The 19,719-nt window shown below is 32.4% G+C and carries 10 protein-coding genes; 2 read left to right on the top strand and 8 right to left on the bottom strand.

Annotated features, from left to right (window positions below):
- Window positions 1-4 precede the first annotated feature (4 nt).
- From ACNH59_RS01185 to ACNH59_RS01210, 6 genes are all read right to left on the bottom strand, one after another.
- Window positions 5-1,492, bottom strand: a complete 1,488-nt coding sequence (locus tag ACNH59_RS01185; RefSeq protein ID WP_418263632.1) for a sulfatase — start codon at window positions 1,490-1,492, stop codon at window positions 5-7.
- 132 nt (window positions 1,493-1,624) lie between these two features.
- Entirely contained in the window at window positions 1,625-2,017 is a 393-nt protein-coding gene (locus ACNH59_RS01190; RefSeq protein WP_418264911.1) for a RagB/SusD family nutrient uptake outer membrane protein, read from the bottom strand.
- Window positions 2,017-3,168: a RagB/SusD family nutrient uptake outer membrane protein gene (locus tag ACNH59_RS01195; RefSeq protein ID WP_418263633.1), complete on the bottom strand. Its 1,152-nt coding sequence runs from the start codon at window positions 3,166-3,168 to the stop codon at window positions 2,017-2,019. Before ACNH59_RS01195 ends, ACNH59_RS01190 begins: the two co-directional genes overlap by 1 nt.
- An 18-nt stretch (window positions 3,169-3,186) precedes the next feature.
- On the bottom strand, window positions 3,187-6,417 hold the full coding sequence (locus ACNH59_RS01200) for a SusC/RagA family TonB-linked outer membrane protein (RefSeq protein WP_418263634.1): 3,231 nt from the start codon (window positions 6,415-6,417) through the stop codon (window positions 3,187-3,189).
- Window positions 6,418-6,819: 402 nt separating this feature from the next.
- The gene (locus tag ACNH59_RS01205) at window positions 6,820-7,800 is read right to left on the bottom strand and encodes a LamG-like jellyroll fold domain-containing protein (protein ID WP_418263635.1); all 981 of its coding nucleotides are present in this window, start codon (window positions 7,798-7,800) and stop codon (window positions 6,820-6,822) included.
- An 86-nt stretch (window positions 7,801-7,886) separates the two neighbouring features.
- Complete coding sequence (locus tag ACNH59_RS01210; protein WP_418263636.1) at window positions 7,887-9,374, bottom strand: sulfatase; 1,488 nt, start codon at window positions 9,372-9,374, stop codon at window positions 7,887-7,889.
- A gap of 184 nt (window positions 9,375-9,558) precedes the next feature.
- Between ACNH59_RS01210 and ACNH59_RS01215 the strand changes: the two genes are divergently transcribed.
- Together ACNH59_RS01215 and ACNH59_RS01220 are read left to right on the top strand one after the other, a co-directional pair.
- Window positions 9,559-11,535: an arylsulfatase gene (locus ACNH59_RS01215; RefSeq protein WP_418263637.1), complete on the top strand. Its 1,977-nt coding sequence runs from the start codon at window positions 9,559-9,561 to the stop codon at window positions 11,533-11,535.
- 280 nt (window positions 11,536-11,815) lie between these two features.
- Entirely contained in the window at window positions 11,816-16,174 is a 4,359-nt protein-coding gene (locus ACNH59_RS01220; protein ID WP_418263638.1) for a G8 domain-containing protein, read from the top strand.
- Window positions 16,175-16,597: 423 nt separating this feature from the next.
- Here the strand turns inward: ACNH59_RS01220 and ACNH59_RS01225 are convergent, their stop codons facing one another.
- Both ACNH59_RS01225 and ACNH59_RS01230 read right to left on the bottom strand, forming a co-directional pair.
- The gene (locus ACNH59_RS01225) at window positions 16,598-17,836 is read right to left on the bottom strand and encodes a hypothetical protein (protein WP_418263639.1); all 1,239 of its coding nucleotides are present in this window, start codon (window positions 17,834-17,836) and stop codon (window positions 16,598-16,600) included.
- A gap of 372 nt (window positions 17,837-18,208) precedes the next feature.
- On the bottom strand, window positions 18,209-19,693 hold the full coding sequence (locus ACNH59_RS01230; protein WP_418263640.1) for a sulfatase-like hydrolase/transferase: 1,485 nt from the start codon (window positions 19,691-19,693) through the stop codon (window positions 18,209-18,211).
- Window positions 19,694-19,719: the final 26 nt, after the last annotated feature.

Raw genomic sequence — 19,719 nt, forward strand, 5'->3', positions numbered from 1 at the left:
ATTATTATCTGGCTTTCTTTTCAAAAAGATCCATTGGGCTTTTAGTATAATTGTACGACCAAGTTTCTTTTGGCTGAACTGATTTAAAATCTTTGGGACCATAAAAATCATCTTTATACTTATGCATCCATTGGTATGTTAGTTTTTCAAGACGTTCTTTAACAACAGTATAATTCGGGTTATTAAACAAATTATTTAACTGAAAAGGGTCTTTTTTCCTGTCAAATAATGTATTTGTAATAGGGTTTTTATCTTCATCCATTGAAAATGTATAATCTTCGGTAACCACACCACGCCAATTAATAGCGTTAACCCCACCCAATTGATAGACCCAAAGTGGTACATAATCTTCTCTATTAATTTTACTTTTTTCTAATGTTTTGGATAAATCCCTACCATCATAATCTTGATTAGAATCAATATCTAAATATCCTAAGAGAGTAGGTAAAATATCTAAGGTACCAAAAAATGTTTTTGATCTAATTCCTTTTTTAATCTTCTTAGGGTATTTCAGAATGAAAGGTATTTTATTTGAATAATCATGAGGGTATTGTTTTGGTAAAATAGCATCGTGTGATTCTAGCATATCGCCATGATCTGCTGAAAAAACAATCAGTGTATTATCTTCTGCCTGCATCTTTTTTAACTGCCCCATTAATCTCCCCAAGGCAATATCAACTCCCGTTACTTCAGCCATATAACCATGGTACATTCTTCTTCTATCAGGAGTATCTTCTAGCCCTGGACGTAGAGTGATAGAATCACGATTATACAAATTCATTAATTCATCAATGGTATCATATCTATAGTGCATTTTACCATCTTCTCCTTTAAACTTCCCCCAATCATGAGGAGGATGTAATGATAATATGATAGCGAATGGTTTAGACTTATCAATATCTTTCAAATAATCAATTGCTTGACGTGTTTGTCCATAAGGTTCCCACTCATTAAAAAACTCTTTTTCTCCGTTTTTATTCCAAAAAAATGCTTTCCCTGCTCTAAAATCGGTATGACAATTATTAGTCAAAACCGTATCAAAACCATAAGTCAATTCTTTAGGTATTGGTCTATCTCTATTGCCTCCCAATAAATGCCATTTCCCAAAATAGGCTGTTTGATACCCTTTTTCTTTTAAAATTTGTGCCAATAATTTTGTTTTATTTGGCAATAAAGGAACATCATTAACAAAGGCGCCATTTTTTAACGGATGTAAACCACTCATTAACATACCTCTAAAAGGCGTGCATACAGGTTGGCTTGAATAGGCATTTTCTAGTAACATCCCTTCACTAGACAATTTATCCAAGTTAGGGGTAATGATTTCTTTATTACCATAAGCACCTACCATATCAGCAGAATGCTGATCAGAAAGAACAATAACAAGATTAGATAATTTTTGACTTGTTGCTTCATTTGAATTTACACTTTGTGAACTACAAGGTATAAATGGCATTACTATCAAAAGTAAGTTTAAGTACATATATCTCATTTCTTATTTTTATTAATGCGCTGAATGTAATTAGTATTTCGATAATTACACCCAACGCATTTTTTATAAATCTTAACTAGTTGTTTTATAAACAATCATAAATTTCATTATAATTCCTCCAAAAACATTGGATTATTCCCATCCAGGATTATTAGGTTTTAAATTTGGATTTTTGGCGATTTCAACAGGAGGTATAGGACATAAAACATACTTATTATCCCAACCTATGTTAGGGTTTCTCCATAACCTTAATAAATGATTCTTAAATTCTTGCTCTGATGTTCCCCATCTTCTTAAGTCAAATAGTTCTCCCATCTCAGCATACAACTCTCTTGTTCTTTCTTCTCTAATAATAGTTCGTAAAGCACTTTGATTTGTTGTTGTAATTTGACTTGCATTTACTCTATCTCTAACTATTTTAAGGTATGGTAGTGCACTTGCAGGAGTTCCATTTTCATTATAGGCTTCAGCTAACATTAAAAAAGCATCTACATATCTGTATACGATATGATCTTTTGTGTGTATTACATTTCCTGAGCACCACCATCAATATATTTTGTAGAACATATACCGTTTCTTCCTTCATAATTAGCACCTCTTGAAACAAGAGGAGTTTTTGAATAGGTAATAGTGTTTCCATTTCTTTTATCAGTATAAGAATATGTAAAACCATCTCTTAATCTAATATCGCTACTTTCATAAAGATCCAACATATTTGGATGCCAAGCAATAAGATAACTACTTCCATTAGCAGCTTGAACACCTCCTAAAGTACTAAACTGCGGATTAGACCAAAAAGGAAGTACAGCTCCAAGAAAGTTTTCATACACATTACCATGAGCAAAAATAATTTCTTTATTTCCTTCATTACTTATACTGAATATGTCTTTCCAGTTTTGTCCTAAAGCTAAAGCTACATTATAATTAGCAGGGTTATCTGCTAATGGTTTTAAAACATCAATGGCTTTTTGATAATTTGCTGTTATTTGCAACGGTAACCCTGCAGAAGTTAAATATACTTTACCTAGTAAAAAAGCTCCACCAGCTTTAGTAACCCTTCCTGTTCCTGTTTTAGTCCATTTAACTGGTAAGTTCTCATTAGCAAATATTAAATCTTCAATAATTAAATCGTACACTTTTTTTGTTGAACTTCTTGCCTTAAATAGAAGTTCTGGATCCGCAGATTCTACTGGTTCCGTATACAATGGAAGATCTCCAAATAGTTGTGTTAGTTGAAAATAAGTATAAGCTCTCATCCATCTTGCTTCCGCTAGATATTGATTTGCAACAACAGGATTTTCTGCATAGAATTCAGACAATGGAATATATTTAATAACAGTATTAGCTCTTGCTATAGCTGAATAACCTACATTCCATAAACGTTCGTACCTAAAAGGCTGATCCTCTGGTGTTTCATAAGATGCAAATCTAGCATTTCCAGCATCCCTAGATGTAGCATATCTGCTCATCATACTGGTTAAGTAAAACATATCTTGTTCCCAAACAACATGTCCAAATGCAGCATAAATACCAATGTTTTGAGCTTGTAATTGCTCTTCATTATTATAAAAGTTAGAACCACTATATTCAGAGTATATCTCTTCCTTTAAATCTGTGTTACAAGACGAAAATCCTGTTAAAATTATTGCGAAAATGACTATTTTTTTAAGTATCATAAGATATAGTTTTTTATTTTAAAATGATAAATTCACACCTAAAGAATACACTTTAGGTCTTGGATAAGCTTCATAATCAATACCTCTATTCAAAGCACCGTTTCCGTTCGTACTCACCTCTGGGTCTGGTCCAGAATATTTTGTAAAAGTTAACAGATTAGTTCCTGTAAAAACTATAGAAGCATTTGAAAAGAATTTAATATCTCTAAAATTATACCTTACACTTAAGTTTTTAATTCTAACATAAGAGCCATCTTCTATGTAGGCTGAATTTGGAACATTAATACCTGTAGGACCATTTAAACTAGGGTAATTAATATCATTATGTTGATTATCTAAGGTCCATCTATTCGCATAATAATCCGTACTACCATTAGCACCACTCCAACCAGAACCTATAAAAGCTTTATTAAGATTAAGGATATCATTACCATACGAACCTTGAATAAAAATAGAAACATCAAAATTTCCAATTTGAAATTGATTATTCCATCCAAAAAAGAAATCAGGATTAGGGTTACCAATAGTTTGTCTATCTTCAATACTGATTATACCATCACCATTGACATCTTCAAATTTCCATAATCCAGGAGCATTTTGTCCAGGGTTACCGTTTCCATTATTATTACGAACGGTTGTAACTATAACAGGCATATCAGCTGGATTACCATTTGAATCAAATCCAGGCTCTGTTCTAATATTAAAATTACCATTAGGATAATCTACTAAATCACTTGGTTGTATTAGCCCAATTGCCTTGTATCCATAAAACAAGCCTAATTGCTGATTAGGAAATGTTCTTGTAGCATTAATCTGGAAAAAGTTTGCGCCTATTCCTGGACCATCAATATATTCATTTGTACCATATTCAACCAATGTTGTTATATTCTTTGTCCAATTAAATTTTGATGTCCATGTAAAATTTTTGCTTTTAAAAATATCATAGGCAATATCAAACTCAACCCCTTTATTTTCGAGCTTACCATCATTAACAGGTAAAGTACCAAAACCATTTTGTCGAGGAATAGGTAAATTATTTAATAAATTATCTGTTATTCTCTCATAAACATCAGCTGTAGTTCTCAATCTATTTTTAAAGAAATTAAGATTTAAACCTAAATTTAGCGTAGTACTCGTTTCCCAAGTAAGGTTTTTATTTGCAATTCTTGATGAATAAGTACCTGTATATATTGAATTATCAGTCAAACCAATTCTACCAATATCATAAGTATCAAGAGTAGAGTAAGGTGCCACACCTATAGAACTACCAACTTGACCATAAGAAGCTCTAAATTTAAGTTGAGATATTGTTTTAATCGTTTTCATAAAACCTTCCTTATTCACATCCCAAGAGATGGCTGCAGAAGGAAAGAATCCCCAAGGCTCACCTTGACTAAATTTTGAATCACCGTCATTTCTCCCAGTAGCGGTAAAAGTGTATTTCCCTTTGTAAGAATAATTAAACCTAAATAGTAATGATTTGATATAGTTATTCGATTTGTCAGTGGAATACTTTGACGATAATCTAGCTAATTGAATGGCATCTGGTCCTAAATCATCAAATGTAAAATCTGTATATTCTTCCCTACCTCTAAAAATTGTTACATCTGTGTAACTAGCACCTACTGTTGCATTAAAATTATGGTCATTAAAACGTTTCGTATAATTTAAAAATGACTCGGCAGTAAATCTATTTGACTCATTTTCAGCAAGAAACAATCGTCCATTATTATTGATACCTTGTTGCGTTTTTTTATTGTTAAAAACTTGATTAGTATTCATCCCATAATTAAAACCAATTCGATTAGTCCACTTTAAATCTTTTGTAATATCTAAAACACCATTAGTAGAAAAAATCAACCCTTTATCTTTTTGTACATTATCTGATTGTGTCGCTTCTACAACTGGATTCGTTATTAAAAGTTCATTATCATCAAGTTGATTTAACTCCCCAGCATCATCATATAATCGAACAAACGGACTAATTCTCATCGCAGTAAAAACAACACCTGACAATCCTGTTCTTGCACTTGTTTGAGCACGTTGGTTTCTAGAATAATTTAACTGTATGTCAGATGTAAGCATGAAACGCTCCCCTACTTGCATTTTAGAATTGTATCTCAAGTTAACCCTCTTAAATTCAGAATTTATAATATTCCCTTCATTTTGGTTATAATTTACAGATAATAATTGTGATAAGGATTTTGTACCTCCTGAAATACTAAAATTGACTGTTTGGTTTACACCATCTCTAAAAATGGCATCCATAAAATTAGTTCCTTGCCCAGCATTTTGAGGCAAAGGTCTTAATTCATTTCTACCATCATATACTATTTTATTATCATCAACTAATTGTTGAAAAGTAAATTGTGGGTTTTGAAGCACTACTGCATCATTTCTAAATTGAGCATATTGTTGAGCAGACATTAATTCATAAGGAGTTCCAATACTCGAAATAGAGGTTCTAAAAGAGGAATTAATTTTTGTTTTCCCAATAGTAGCTTCTTTTGTTTTAATCAAAACAACACCATTACCTGCCCTAGCACCATAAATTGCTGTTGCAGACGCATCCTTTAACACCTCAATGCTTTCAATATCATCAGGATTAAGAGATGCTAATGGATTCGTAGCTGTAAAATACAAATCTCCATCAGCTTGAGTATCCAATCCTAATGGAATACCATTTAATACATATAGTGGCTGCGTACTTCCACTAATACTATTTATACCTCTAATATTCACAGAAATACCTGCACCCGGTTCTCCAGAATCTTCATTTACAAATACACCCGAAGATTGTCCCTGTAATATTTGGCTAACACTAGTAAAAACATGATCTTTTATGTCGGCACTTTTAATAGAACTAATTGCTCCAGTTAAGTCACCTCTCTTTTGAGTTCCATAACCAATCACAACAACTTCTTCCAATGATTGTACATCATCTTTTAAAGTAACATTAACAGTTGCCGCTCCATTTACTATTTTCTCTACATTCAAAAACCCGATATAAGAATACACCAAAACCTTAGGTCCTGGAGATAAAGTAATTGTGTAATTTCCATTTAAATCGGTGACTACAGCATTTGTCTTTCCTTTTTCCATAACGGTAACACTAGGCAAAGGAAAACCATCTGAAGATTTAACAATTCCTTTAACAACTTCTCCTTGAGCATAACTTCCAAAAGAAGTCATAACTAAGAATATGAACAAAGTCTTTTTTAAGACATTCAAATAATTAATAAATTTCATAGTTTAATTTTTAGTTAGTTAATCTTAATTAATAGTGGGCATTTTCAACTATAACAATATTAACAAATTATTAATACAATAGCATCCTGTCGTATCTGTTGCAATACACTATATCTTCTGTTCTAACAGCTTAAAACACATGCAAAAAACTGATTCACAGATTACAAATAAAAAAACCACCTATCTACATAAGATAAAAGCTTAAACATTAAAAGACTAATATGATATATAAAAAACCGTTAAAAATTGCACAAAACAATATACCCCCCTAAAAAACCAAAAATCTAATCTCGAAAGGTCTAAGAAAAAAACAGTAGTAAACCTAAATTCACTACTGTTTGAAATCCGTTTTAACATTTTATCCTTACAACACTTTTGAAACACAAAAACAGGTTATCGTTTTTAGTTTACACTAATTTTTTTCGTAGTAGAACCTTTATCTGTATTAATCATAAGAAGATAATTCCCCTTAGCTAATGTACTAGTATCAATTGTTTGGCTATTTGAACTTACAATTTTTACACCTAATAAATTAAATATTGCTAACGAAGTCACTTCTACTCCTGAAACTGTAATGATACCATTTGAAGGATTTGGATAAACAACACTTGATTGCGCAACAATATCCGAAGTCCCTAATTGAGCTCCACCAGTTGCTGCTCCATACAACATGATATTATTTATAGTTGTAGCACTTAACACCTCAGAAGTAATCACAAAATCATCAATATAGGCATTTAATAAACCTGTTGTAGTAGAGGCTTTATTAACACCAATTGATAATTGAGCATTATTTGTAAAGTTAGAAACTTTCAAATTATTCCCAATAGTAGTACTTACATCTTCGACTCCATTAATGTACATTTTAACAGTTTCAGCAGTTTTATCCATAACTATAGCGACATGAATCCATGTATCGACAACTGGATTAGCGGATGAATTCGTTACTACTTCACCAAAAGATGTATTTACTCTTATTCCTTGAGGTGCAGATGGTGTTGCTAACTGAAGCGGTCTTCCTGCTAGATAACCAGATCCTATATCTTCTTGATGTATTATTTTTGGAGTTCCTAACGCAGAGGTTAAGCTATTGAATTTAACCCACATTAAAATACTATAAGAATTCCCAGATTCCCATGTACTATTAGATGTTATGTAAGGCTTATCATCAAACAATGCTGCTTTACCAAACTTACCTGCGATATAAGTATCTACTACAGCTGCGGTTTTAGGATTTAATACAACAGCTTTACCAGAGGTATCTGTAAGATTATCATCAAAAGAAAAATACATTTGATAATTTGCTGTATTGGCCGTTTGAGCATAATTTGTTGAAAAACTACATAAAGATAAAATTGTAATTAAAAGAGTAATTTTTTTCATAATTAAAAGATTTTTTTTAAATTAATATTTAATTCGAAATTAGTTAGTTAAAAACAAAAAACCATCCTGCCGTTTCTGTGGATACTTTATTGACTTACCTGCCTTGCCTTTATTTTTGCAGGATTATCAGCAACATCTCCCGTTTCGTTTCTCCAAAGAATTAAAGCTTTAAGTAACTCTTCTTTTTTAGCCTTGTACTTTTCGTTTTCCGCTAAATTGACAAGCTGATAAGGGTCGTTTTTCATGTCATAAAGTTCTTCCGCAGGTCTTCCTGATTCTAACAACCTTAAAAGATTATACTGCTTAGGATGTGTAAATTGAGCATTTACGGTAGCCTCATAACTTCTATTATTCCAACCTTTAACATCGCTTAAATCTGCAGGAAGCAAATAATCTTTATTAGGCATTAAGTTTTTAATAAAATAAAACTGACCATCAAAAATAATACGACTAGGATAATGCTCCTTAGGATTTGGCCCATGAGAATTATGCTCTCCAAAAACATATTTTCTGCCATTTACACTTTTCTCTTTACCCGAAAAAACTGGAAGCAACGATTTACCTTGAACTGTTTCAGGAATGGGAAGATGCAAGAAATCTAAAATTGTAGGCATTATATCGACATGAGAAATTAAAGCTTCAGAAACATTTGCTTTACTCACATTTGGCCCAACAACAGCAAAAGGAACATGTAATCCTTCAGAATAAGCAGAAGCTTTTGCCCTGTGATACGGTTGCCCTTGATCTGAAGTGAATATAATAAGTGTGTTTTCATAAACCCCTTTAGCTTTCAATGTTTCAATAATAGCTCCTGCACAAGCATCTGCCAATTGTATACAGCCAAAATATTTACTCAAATCTTTTCGCATTAATGGTGTATCTGGCAAATAATCTGGAACCGTTATAGCGTTTGGATCAGCCATAAACTCAGGAAATTCATTCATATTTGCATCAAAATTTCTATGTGGAGGCGAAATATTAGCTTGAAAAAAGAAAGGTTGATCTCCCGATTTATCAATAAATTCAGCAATTACTTTTTTATATTCTTTAGGATTATTATGTACAGGGTTTCTGTCTGAGTATGGAAATTTCCATGGTGGACTCATATGAAATTTTTGAGTGATTGCAGTAAAAAATCCGTTTTCTTTTAAAATCTCGGGAAGTGTTTTTATATATTCGTGAACCCCAACCGCATCTACTGTTTTAGATTCTGTCCCGAAAAACACATCAGGATCACTTAACTTAGGTGTAATAGTGTTTCTCCAATGTCCATTGGCATGTGGAAACATACCTGTATTGATAGAACTTCTACTTGGAGAACAAGAAGGAACTGAAGCATACGAATTTGTAAAACGCATACCACTTTTCGAAAACGCATCAAAAACTGGAGTATTGATTCCTTTTGTTCCATCAACAGAAGTATCATAACCTTGATCATCTAGCAAGATGAGTACTACATTTAATTGCTTTTCATTTTTTACATGTTTTGTAAATTTCTCTTGACTGTTACAAGATAGTGATGCAAAATAAATTATTACTAAAGTGTTTAAAGATCGAATTTTAATAATAGACATACAATTAATTTTAGTTTAGTTTCAAAAATACTACAAAGCCACCTAATAAAGCATCCTGCTTTAACAGGGCTAAAAACTGTTGTCCCTCACAGGTTTCAACAGGATACAATTCTCAAATAAAATTCTTCTTTTTGTTTTTCTTGGTATATTAAATATAACATCAATCCATCTTATTCAAAAAATTATGCATTCAAAAATTCATTATTTATACATACTTTTTTTCATCAATTGCTATTCACAAAACATCAATTGTCAAAATAAAAAACCAAACATCGTTTTAATTGTTGCAGATGATTTAGGATACAGCGATATCAGTTGTTTTGGAGGAGAAATACCTACTCCTAAAATTGATCAATTAGCAGAAAATGGTGTGCGTTTCAACAAATTTTATGTGTCACCAATGTGTGTCACCAGTAGAGTTGCACTGCTCTCTGGAATGGAATTTATAGCTGCGGGGAAGAATAATTTCCCAAATGGAATTAGCATCGCTAAATTATTAAGAGAACAAGGGTATGCAACGAGTATCGTTGGTAAAAATCATGGAATGCCAGGGCTCAAAATTGGAAATCCTAACACCGATTTTGGTTTTGATCATTTCTATGGATTTATTGGTGGACAAATAAATAGTTTTACAGGACAAGGTGATGCCCAATGGCAAAATGATGGTAAAACTTTCCCTAATACTGAGCTTCCAAAAGACTTTTATGCCACTAAAGACTTTACAAATTACGCTATTAAATACATGAAAGAAGCCATTAATTCCGACAAACCTTTTTTTAGTTTTGTAGCCTATAATGCCCCTCACAGCCCATTAGATGCTCCTGAAAAAAATGTTAGAAAATTTTATGACCCAAAAAACGGGGTTAACATATATAAAGAAGGTTGGGATAAATTAAGAAATGACCGACTGGAACGGATGAAAAAAATGGGGATCATCGATAAAGAGGTAAATCTCTCTGAACAAGGAGTTGAAATTCCAGAATGGGATTTACTTCCTGAAAATTCTAACAATTCTTGGGATTTACAAAAAGATTTTGAAGCCTTATCAAGAAGTGCTTATGCGGGCATGGTCGATAATCTTGATGAAAATATAGGTAGAATTATTTCGTTTATTGAAGATCCCAATCAAGATGGCAATAAAACTGATAGCCAACTGGACAACACCATCATTATCTTTATTTCTGACAATGGAGGATGCTACGCAGGTTTACACACCAATAGAACTGCTTTACCATGGAGTCAAGAAAATAGAGGTACTGGATTTACCACAAATTACGGATGGGCAACGTTAAGCAACACCCCTTTTCGTTATTATAAACACGCCAGCCACGAAGGTGGCATTCGTTCTCCAATGGTAATGCATTGGCCTAATGGGTTAAAGTTGAAGAAGAATAGCATTAATTCTGAAATGCTTAGATTATGGGATTTATACCCCACTTTTCTAGAGTTAGCTGGCGCAAAATATCCAGATGACAAAAAAGCATTAATGGGCAAGAGTTTTATTTCTCTACTAAAAAACGAAAAATTTGAGCCAGAAGAATTTTTCGTATCTACTTTTTATCGTTCAAAAGGCATTATTAAAGATCATTGGAAATTAGTTAGCTATTATGATAGCCCCTTTGAACTTTATAATCTAAAGGAAGATCCTACTGAACTAAATAACCTAGCTGGAAGTAATTCAATAAAACTCAGCGAACTTGTTAATACATGGAATACCTATACAAAAAAACATGGTTTTGAAAATGACAAGGAGTGGAATATGGCCACTGGCAAAATAAAAAGAGATTGGGGGTACGACAAAATATGTGACGGTTTAACCAAAACAGTTCCTAAATACATGAGTGCTAATGTAGCAATTAACCAAAAACTAACACTTGTATTTAAAGATAAAATCTCTTTTTCTAACACTCAAGGAAAATCAATTCGTTTACAAAAATATGGCGACCCTAAAATTATTTGGTCGAAAGATTTAGACCAAAATAGCGAATTCGAAGGCAAAAAAGAAATTGTATTCCAAGATTTCCCCATATTAGAACCCAATTCTCATTACTACATAACTTGGGATGTTGGTTGGGTAAAATATTTTGAAAACGGAAAATGGAAACCTCTAAACCCTGTTAGAGAAAGCGCCTATGCGTATCGATTTAAAACTGAAAAATAATGCCATTTATTTTCTATCAACAACTTTTCACACAAAACAATTAAACACAAGAAAAAACACCTATAAATCACATTAAACTATACAGAAACAACAGGATGCACTTTTGATATTTTATAATCAATTTTGAAAAAACTAACCACTTTTTCAATACAAACCAAAATAAATAAAGTTTATGAAAAAAATCCTTTTTTGTAGTGTTCTCTTATGCGTTACTTTCATAATTGTTTCATTCAAAGCAAATCCTAAAAAAAAGGAGCTTATAAGCTCTAAATATAATTGTATGCCTATTGCTTTAACATCAATAACTGCAATTTCAAATGGTGATTGGAACAATACTGCTACTTGGAGTACAAATCAAATCCCTACTTCGTTAGATGATGTTACAATTCCAGCGGGAATTAGAGTAACCTTATCAGGAAACATGACAGCAAGAAGTGTTATGATAGATGGAATTTTAAGCCCATTGAGTCTGACAACAAATTTTGAATTGACTACTAAAGGCATTATGATTCATGATGGTGGTCTATTACAAATAGGCAGTGTTGCTTCTCGATATTTAGGGAAAGGGCTAATAACGCTTACAGGCACAGACCCTTCTGAGATATTGATGGTTAGTAGTCCAGTAATGGGATCAAAATTAATTGGTGTTATGGCTAACGGAAGATTAGAACTTCATGGTAAAGACAAAAAGAGTTGGACCCAATTAAATGTTACAGCTCAAGCAGGAGCAACCAGTATAACTTTAAAAGAAACTATCGATTGGGAAGTTGGCGATGAAATAGTAATTGCATCAACAGATTTTAATCCACATCAAGCCGAAAAAAGAAAGATAATAGCAGTAAACGGTTTGGTTTTAACACTAGATGCTCCTTTAGTATACATGCATTTTGGTGTTGAACAAATTTACAATAACGGAACAAAAGATCTTATTTTAGATGAAAGATCCGAAGTTGGTTTATTAACACATAATTTAAAAATTCAAGGTGATGCTTCGAGTGATTCAAATGGTTATGGCGGTCACATCATGTCTATGAGTGGTTCAACTTCTAAAGCCAATAACATTGAGTTGTACAGAATGGGACAAAAATCTCAAGTTGGTAAATATCCGTGGCATTGGCACAAACTAGGAAATGGAAATGGACAATACATAAAAAATGCTGGGATACATACCTCTTACAATAGAGTTATTACCGTTCACGGGACTAATAATACCGTAGTAGAAGGCAATGTAGGTTTTGATTTTATTGGTCATGGCTTTTTTTTAGAAGACGGTAATGAAACGGGGAATCTATTCAAAAACAATTTAGGTATTTTGTGCAAAAGACCTAAGGTAGGAGAAGAAACTACACCTCATGATTTAGGAATTGGTGCAGACAGAGGGGCCAGTCCTGAAGCATTTCCTGCAACTTTTTGGATAACTAACCCTAATAATGATTTTATTGGAAACGTTTCTGCAGGCTCAGATGGTTCTGGTTTTTGGCACCTAATATTAAGTGAAGTTTTAGACAATGTAGTTACTAGTTATAAACCTGGAATTCAACCTATGGGTATTTTTGACGATAATAAATCTCATTCAAGTCTTTTTAGCTGGGGAATTGACGGTGGAATTGACAAAACCACTGAAGAAATTGTTACGGGGCATTATAGACCACAAAACCCAGATGGAAGCCAATTTATTCCAAATATCAATCGATTTGTAGGGTATAAATCTGTGGACAGGAATGTATGGATTAGAGCCAATAAAATGAATTTCTATGATTGTGCTTTTGGAGACAATGGACGTGCGGATTTCTTTTCATATAATCAAACATTATTTAATTCATTGATTGTAGGTAAATCAGCTAATATTGGCACTCCAACATCTGCAAGCGAAATTGAAGCTGGAAGAACACTACCCTTTCCAGACAGACCTTTAACCCAATTTGCTAATGCCTTTAGAGGACATAGTATCTACGATGGTCCTTCTGGAATTGTAAATACTCATCTTGATGGTTTTGATTTAAACGGTGCTAAAGCATATTGTTTTCAAACCAATGGGGCATCACGAAAATCTACCAATCACTTTGCTAGGGGGGTTACTTTTGGACCTGGTGTACAAGAAGAAGCTAAATTTGAATTTGGTAATAATTCATGGCTTAGTTATATGTTTTTAAGTGGTATTATAGACGAAGATGGAAGTTTAACTGGCTACCCTGGTGCAAGAATTACACCTATCATTTCGGCTAACCCTAATGGTAAAAATCTTTATGAAAAAGGTGTTAATACGCAAATGACTGATGTTATTCAAAAACCCGAATGGGGAGCTTGGATTACGCAAACAAAAACATACAATTATTTTAAAGATATAGATTTCACAGACAAAGAAACTAATGCCTTTACCCCTAGATATTCTATAACTGAATATCCAGATAAGTCAACTCATGCAGTATTTGATGTTCAAACACAACAGCAGTATTTTGATACTCCAGTAATTACAAATGATTTAGGATATAATTATTATTTTCAATATCATAAATTACCTAACTTCATGGTGGCCTCAATTGATGGAGCAACTAACAATTCAGAAAGTGCAATTGTAGCATATTTAAATTTACCTTCTACCGCTTATGCTGGAAATGCTGTTAGAGTAAATACTATGTCCGAATTAAAATTATCAACAAGTCAAGCCTACTTTATTAAAGACAATACATTTTATTTTAAACATATAACAAACCAAACCAATACTGAATTTTTTCAAAGGCAATTTGGACGTGAATACAAATACCAAAGTAATGGAACGTTTATATGTGTATCGGGAAATTGCCCTGAAGCTTCATGGGGACAAATCGTTAATAAAGTTACCTTAATTGATTATGGGGCGGGAAATGACTCTAGAGATAATGCCGTTTCAACAGACAATCTAACAGTACCTACCTTTTCTTATTCAAATTCTAAAATAGATTTTACCGTAGGAAATAATGGAAACGGAATAAATGGGTATACTGATTATGAAATTGTACTACCTGTAAGGCAAGTTTGGGAATACTTTAATACCATGAGTATTGATTATACTGGTCCAAAAGTAGAAGTTATTATTGTGAATGAAAATGGAAATTCATTTAGCGTTGGAACTTATACCTCTAGCGATATACAAAATATTAGAATAGGACAAGATAATCAGTTTGATATATTTACTAAAGTTAAAAAATTAATTTTACGCTTTCATGAATCTAACATAGGAAATATTAATACTGCTTCTTCAGCAAATGTCCAAATTAATTCAATAAAACTAGGTTCTGATTTCACTACATCTTATAGTGCATCCTCTACCTTAGTTGTTCAAGATTCTGATGGTGATGGTATTTTAGATGGAACTGAAATTGATCAATGCAGAGATGCAAATTCAGCCTCTGATTTTGCTCTAGAATTTAACAGTGATAGTCCTATTTTTGACGGAAGTACTCAAGTTAATATTACTAACTTTGAAGAAATTGGCGGTGTTATAAAAGGAAGAACTTCAACTGGAGATTCACAAATTATAAAGAAAAATTTTATAAATATGTCGGGGTCTCAAATTAATACAATAACCCTTAGAATTAAATTAAATACTACAACCTCTAATAGAGTACAACTGTTTTGGGAAAATGAAGATGGTACTTTTGGTGCAACTAGAACAGTATTTAAAGATTATACTGCAAATGGTACTTGGCAAGAAATAATTTTAGACTTGTCTACTAATCCTGAATGGCAAGGAAAAACTATTGCTAGTTTACGCATTGACCCTACAAATAAATCCGGAATCAATTTTGAAATAGACTGGATTCGTGCTAATAACGCCATTGACCCAACTCATAACTGTATTCCTGCAATAGACGATGACGGAGATGGACTATACAATAAAGAGGAAGAAAAATTATGTAGAAATGCTAATTCTGCAGCAGATTTCGCATTGGAATTTAATAGTGATAATGATATATTTGACGAAAACACCCAACTTAACATCACCAATTTTCAAGAAGTTGGAGGTGTTCTAAAAGGGACATCCTCAACTGCAGACTCACAAATTATAAAGAAAAATTTTCTAAATATGTCGGGGTCTCAAATTAGTGCTATTACTATTCGAATTAAAGCTACTATTGCTATTACTAGAGTACAGCTTTTTTGGGAAAATGAAAATGGTAGTATATCGACAGCCAGAACCGTATTTCAAGATTACACAGGTAATGGTGCTTGGCAAGAACTTTCATTCGATATGACTAGCATCGCTGAATGGCAAGGCAAAACAATTAAAGGATTCAGAATAGATCCAACAAACAACACAAATGTTTCCTTTGAAATCGATTGGATTAGAGCTCAAGGTGCTATTGACCCATCGCTTCCATGTGATATTTTATCTACTAATGATTTTGATTTAGAACATCCAAATAGAATTTCTATATTTCCTAATCCCATAAAAAATGGAGAAATAGTTTATTTTAAAGGAATAGAATTAGATAAGAAAGTACAAATTGTTGTTTATGACATAAATGGTAAATTAATTAATAACCATAGAGAAGGAAATACCCTAAAAATCCTAAATACTAGTTCAGGCATCTATTTTGTAAAATTCTTTTTTGTTGATGAAAATTATGTCATTACTAAGAAGTTAATTATAAAATAAAAATAGTTGCTTAGTATTAGTAGAGAAATCCTTAAACATCTTATCTCCTAATAATATAAGATTATCAATGGAATGCCACAGCAACAAATACTTTTATAAGATAAAAAGAATCCTTAAATAATCCATTAAAGAGGCTGCCTGAATGTACTACTCCAAAAGTTTTAACTCTATTTGGGTGGAATACAGAATAGACAGCCTCATATGTTATGAAATTATTTACCACTTAGTATTGTAAAAAAACAATTAATATTATTTAGGCACATTCAGAAGTAAGCATATTTTTTCCAAGAAATAAAAAAAATGACCAAATTTTGAGTTTCAAAATTGGTCATTTTTATTTTTCACGAACTCTGATGTGTCAAAAAAGTCTTTTTTAGGTATTGACTAGATACACGTTCTCCACGGAGGTGTTTTTTGTTTTTTTTAGGCTGCTAACATTTGTTGCTGCTTGAGAATTCTTTTCCCTATTTCTAGAGCATTTCCTGTATGGATTCCGAAGAAAATCCAAAGCATTTCACTTTTTTGGGTTTTGGCTTTTATCTTTTTTAGATTGTAATGCTCTTTCTCTTTTCCAAAGCTTCCTTCTAGTCGAGTGGCCCGTTCTTTTTTGATTTCTTTAGCTAAGATTTTACGCTGTTCTTCATTTTTGCCAGCTTTCCCTTTTCGTACAAAATCGGTTTGGATGTTGTTTGAAGTGGCGAATGTTCGATTTTTATTGGTGGCATAAATTGCATTAGCACCAAGCATTCTTACTTTTGTTTTGGTTAAGTTTTGAGCGCAAAAAACTGTGCTTTGAAGACGTGTACCTTCATTGAAAGCTCTGTATTGAATATGTTCAATAAAATTAATGCCATCAATTTGGATTTTGTTGACTTTCGCTCCAAATTCTACTTGCTTTACTTCCTTACCTCTTACAATAGGTCGGATGTAGCTTTTACTAATGCTTATTATTCTATCTGGAACACTTTTGCCAGTTTTAAAAATTTGAGACTGTTGTTGGTACACCTTAGCGATTAGAGAACGTTGGTTTTTGTATTTTTTAGTAGCTTCAAAATAATTTTGATTCTCAATTTTATTGAGTTCAGCGTTAAGTTTGTACAATAATTTCAGCAGTCCTCTGGTTACTTTTGTACGGTGTTTCGATTGCTTTTTTCTTTTTTTAGAATATTCATTATAGCGTCTACACCAATCCAAAAACTTGGTTCTTGGTAACTTGATTTTTAACTTACCACATAAGGCTTCCATTTGTTTGTAATTCCATTGTATGCATTCCCATAGTAGTTTTTGATTAGTTGGAAAGCGTACCTCGCTTTCGTAACAAGTGGCATCGGTAAAAATTTTATCCAAATCACTCATAAATGGAATCCAGTTTTTAGGCAATATTTCTTGACTCTTTCGAATATTTAAGCCTTTGGAGAGTTCCATTCTGATTTGGCTCACGATTTTAAAATTAGTCAGGGGCTTGTCTATAGGAATTAGAATGTCGCAAAAAAACTGCATGAAAATATTACCGTTTAAAAGCTCAATAAGTTTTTTATCCGAGCAACCGTAGTAATTTTTTAACATCATCAGGGCAATCTTACCCTTGGGACTAAAATAACAATGAGTCCCTTTGTTAGAATCTTTCAATTTGAAGGCTTGACTAAGCTCTGAAAAAGGCATTGAAAGGTATATTTTACCCAAATCCGTTTTTGAAAATTGGGCGTAAAAACTATCAAAATTTTCATTGATAGTAAAAATTGAAAAATTGTATTGACCCGAGTCTTTAGCCGAATAGACGAAGTAAATTCGCTTAAACGTACTATTTTTGCCATCACACTTTAAAAGAAAACCCCGTTTTTGACTCGTTTTGAGCAATTTCGGGGTTTGTTTCTTTTAAAATAACACCTATTTTACTGAAAAACAACTTTTTGTGTTATTATGAATGTACCTATTTAGCCATGATGGTGGCAACTTCATATGGCGGATGTGATTTATATAACCATAAATTAATATCTAAGAAAAACAGACTTAACTAAAAACATAAAATATGAATTATTTTTCACTTTCTTTTTGAAAAAGTTCATAAGGACTTTGTGTGTAATTATTCATCCAAGTTTCTTTAGGTTGAATTCTCAAAAAATCATCAACGCCATAAAACTTATCGTTATATAAACCCATCCAGCTATAGGTTAACTTTTCTAGTTTTTTTCTAATTTCCTTATATTTTGGATTGTGATACAAATTATTTAATTGATAAGGATCTTTTTTACGGTCAAATAGCACGTTGGTTAATGCAATGGAATCAACCCCTTTTCCCATTGAAAAAGTATAGTCTTTGGTTACAACACCACGCCAATTATTATTATTTGCAACTCCACGTTTATATAACCAAAGAGGTACATAGTCTTGAGCTATTACCTTATTAGTTAGCAATGCATTTGATAGATTTTTACCATCATACTTTTGATTACTTTCAATATCCAAAAATCCCAATAGTGTAGGCATAATATCCAATGCCCCAAACATAACGTCCGAAGTCATTCCCTTCTTTATCTTCTTTGGGTATTTAATAATTAATGGAATTCTATTTGAATAATCATGAGGATATTGTTTGGGTAAAATAGCATTATGAGATTCTAACATATCACCATGATCTGCAGAGAACATTGTCAAGGTATTTTGTTCTACCCCTATTTCTTTTAATTTATCCATCAACATTCCGAAAGCTTTATCGACACCACTAACCATTGCCATATATCCATGATACATTCGCTTTCTATCTGGTGTGGATTCTAATCCTGGTCTTAACTTAATAGCATCTCTATCGTAGAGATCCATAAGTTCATCTATTGTATCGTATCTATAATGCATTTTGCCGTCTTCTCCCATAAATTTGCCCCAATCATGTGGTGGATGTAAGGAAACAATTAATGCAAAAGGCTTCGATTTATCAATGTTATCTAAATAATCTAAAGCTTGTTTAGTTTGACCATAAACTTCCCATTCTTTAAAAAACTCCTTCTCATTTTTATCATTCCAAAAGAAAGCTTGCCCTGGTCTAAAATCCACATGACAGTTATCCGTAAGAAGATAATCAAAACCATAGCGAAGATCTCCTTTTGGAATTGGCCGATCTCTTTCTCCACCTAATAAGTGCCATTTTCCAATATAAGCAGTTTGATACCCTTTCTCTTTTAAAATTTGACCTAATAACTTGGACTTATTAGGTAATAACGGTGCATCATTAATAAAAGCTCCATTTTTTAATGGCTGCATACCACTCATTAACATCCCTCTAAAGGGAGTACAAACAGGTTGATTCGAAAATGAATTTTTCAACAATAAACCTTCATTGGCTAATTGATCCAAGTTGGGTGTTAGTATTTGTTTATTTCCATAAGCCCCAACCATATCATAGGAATGTTGATCAGAAAGGACAATCAACAAATTTGGTTTTTTCGGCAATTCTTCTGGTTTCGTTTTACAAGAAGTTATAGAAAAACTTGCTAAAACGATAATCAAAACATACTTCATCATAACTATTAAAATTAAAAAACGCTAAA

It is taken from the genome of Flavobacterium faecale (assembly GCF_048320115.1).
Classification (GTDB): Bacteria; Bacteroidota; Bacteroidia; order Flavobacteriales; family Flavobacteriaceae; genus Flavobacterium; species Flavobacterium faecale_A.

Bases quoted from the DNA above. Each gene is read 5' to 3' on its own strand.
- ACNH59_RS01210 (WP_418263636.1), bottom strand. From the start codon at position 9,374: ATGTCTATTATTAAAATTCGATCTTTAAACACTTTAGTAATAATTTAT.
- ACNH59_RS01205 (WP_418263635.1), bottom strand. From the start codon at position 7,800: ATGAAAAAAATTACTCTTTTAATTACAATTTTATCTTTATGTAGTTTT.
- ACNH59_RS01220 (WP_418263638.1), top strand. From the start codon at position 11,816: ATGCCTATTGCTTTAACATCAATAACTGCAATTTCAAATGGTGATTGG.
- ACNH59_RS01185 (WP_418263632.1), bottom strand. From the start codon at position 1,492: ATGAGATATATGTACTTAAACTTACTTTTGATAGTAATGCCATTTATA.
- ACNH59_RS01230 (WP_418263640.1), bottom strand. From the start codon at position 19,693: ATGATGAAGTATGTTTTGATTATCGTTTTAGCAAGTTTTTCTATAACT.
- ACNH59_RS01200 (WP_418263634.1), bottom strand. From the start codon at position 6,417: ATGAAATTTATTAATTATTTGAATGTCTTAAAAAAGACTTTGTTCATA.
- ACNH59_RS01225 (WP_418263639.1), bottom strand. From the start codon at position 17,836: ATGCCTTTTTCAGAGCTTAGTCAAGCCTTCAAATTGAAAGATTCTAAC.
- ACNH59_RS01195 (WP_418263633.1), bottom strand. From the start codon at position 3,168: ATGATACTTAAAAAAATAGTCATTTTCGCAATAATTTTAACAGGATTT.
- ACNH59_RS01215 (WP_418263637.1), top strand. From the start codon at position 9,559: ATGCATTCAAAAATTCATTATTTATACATACTTTTTTTCATCAATTGC.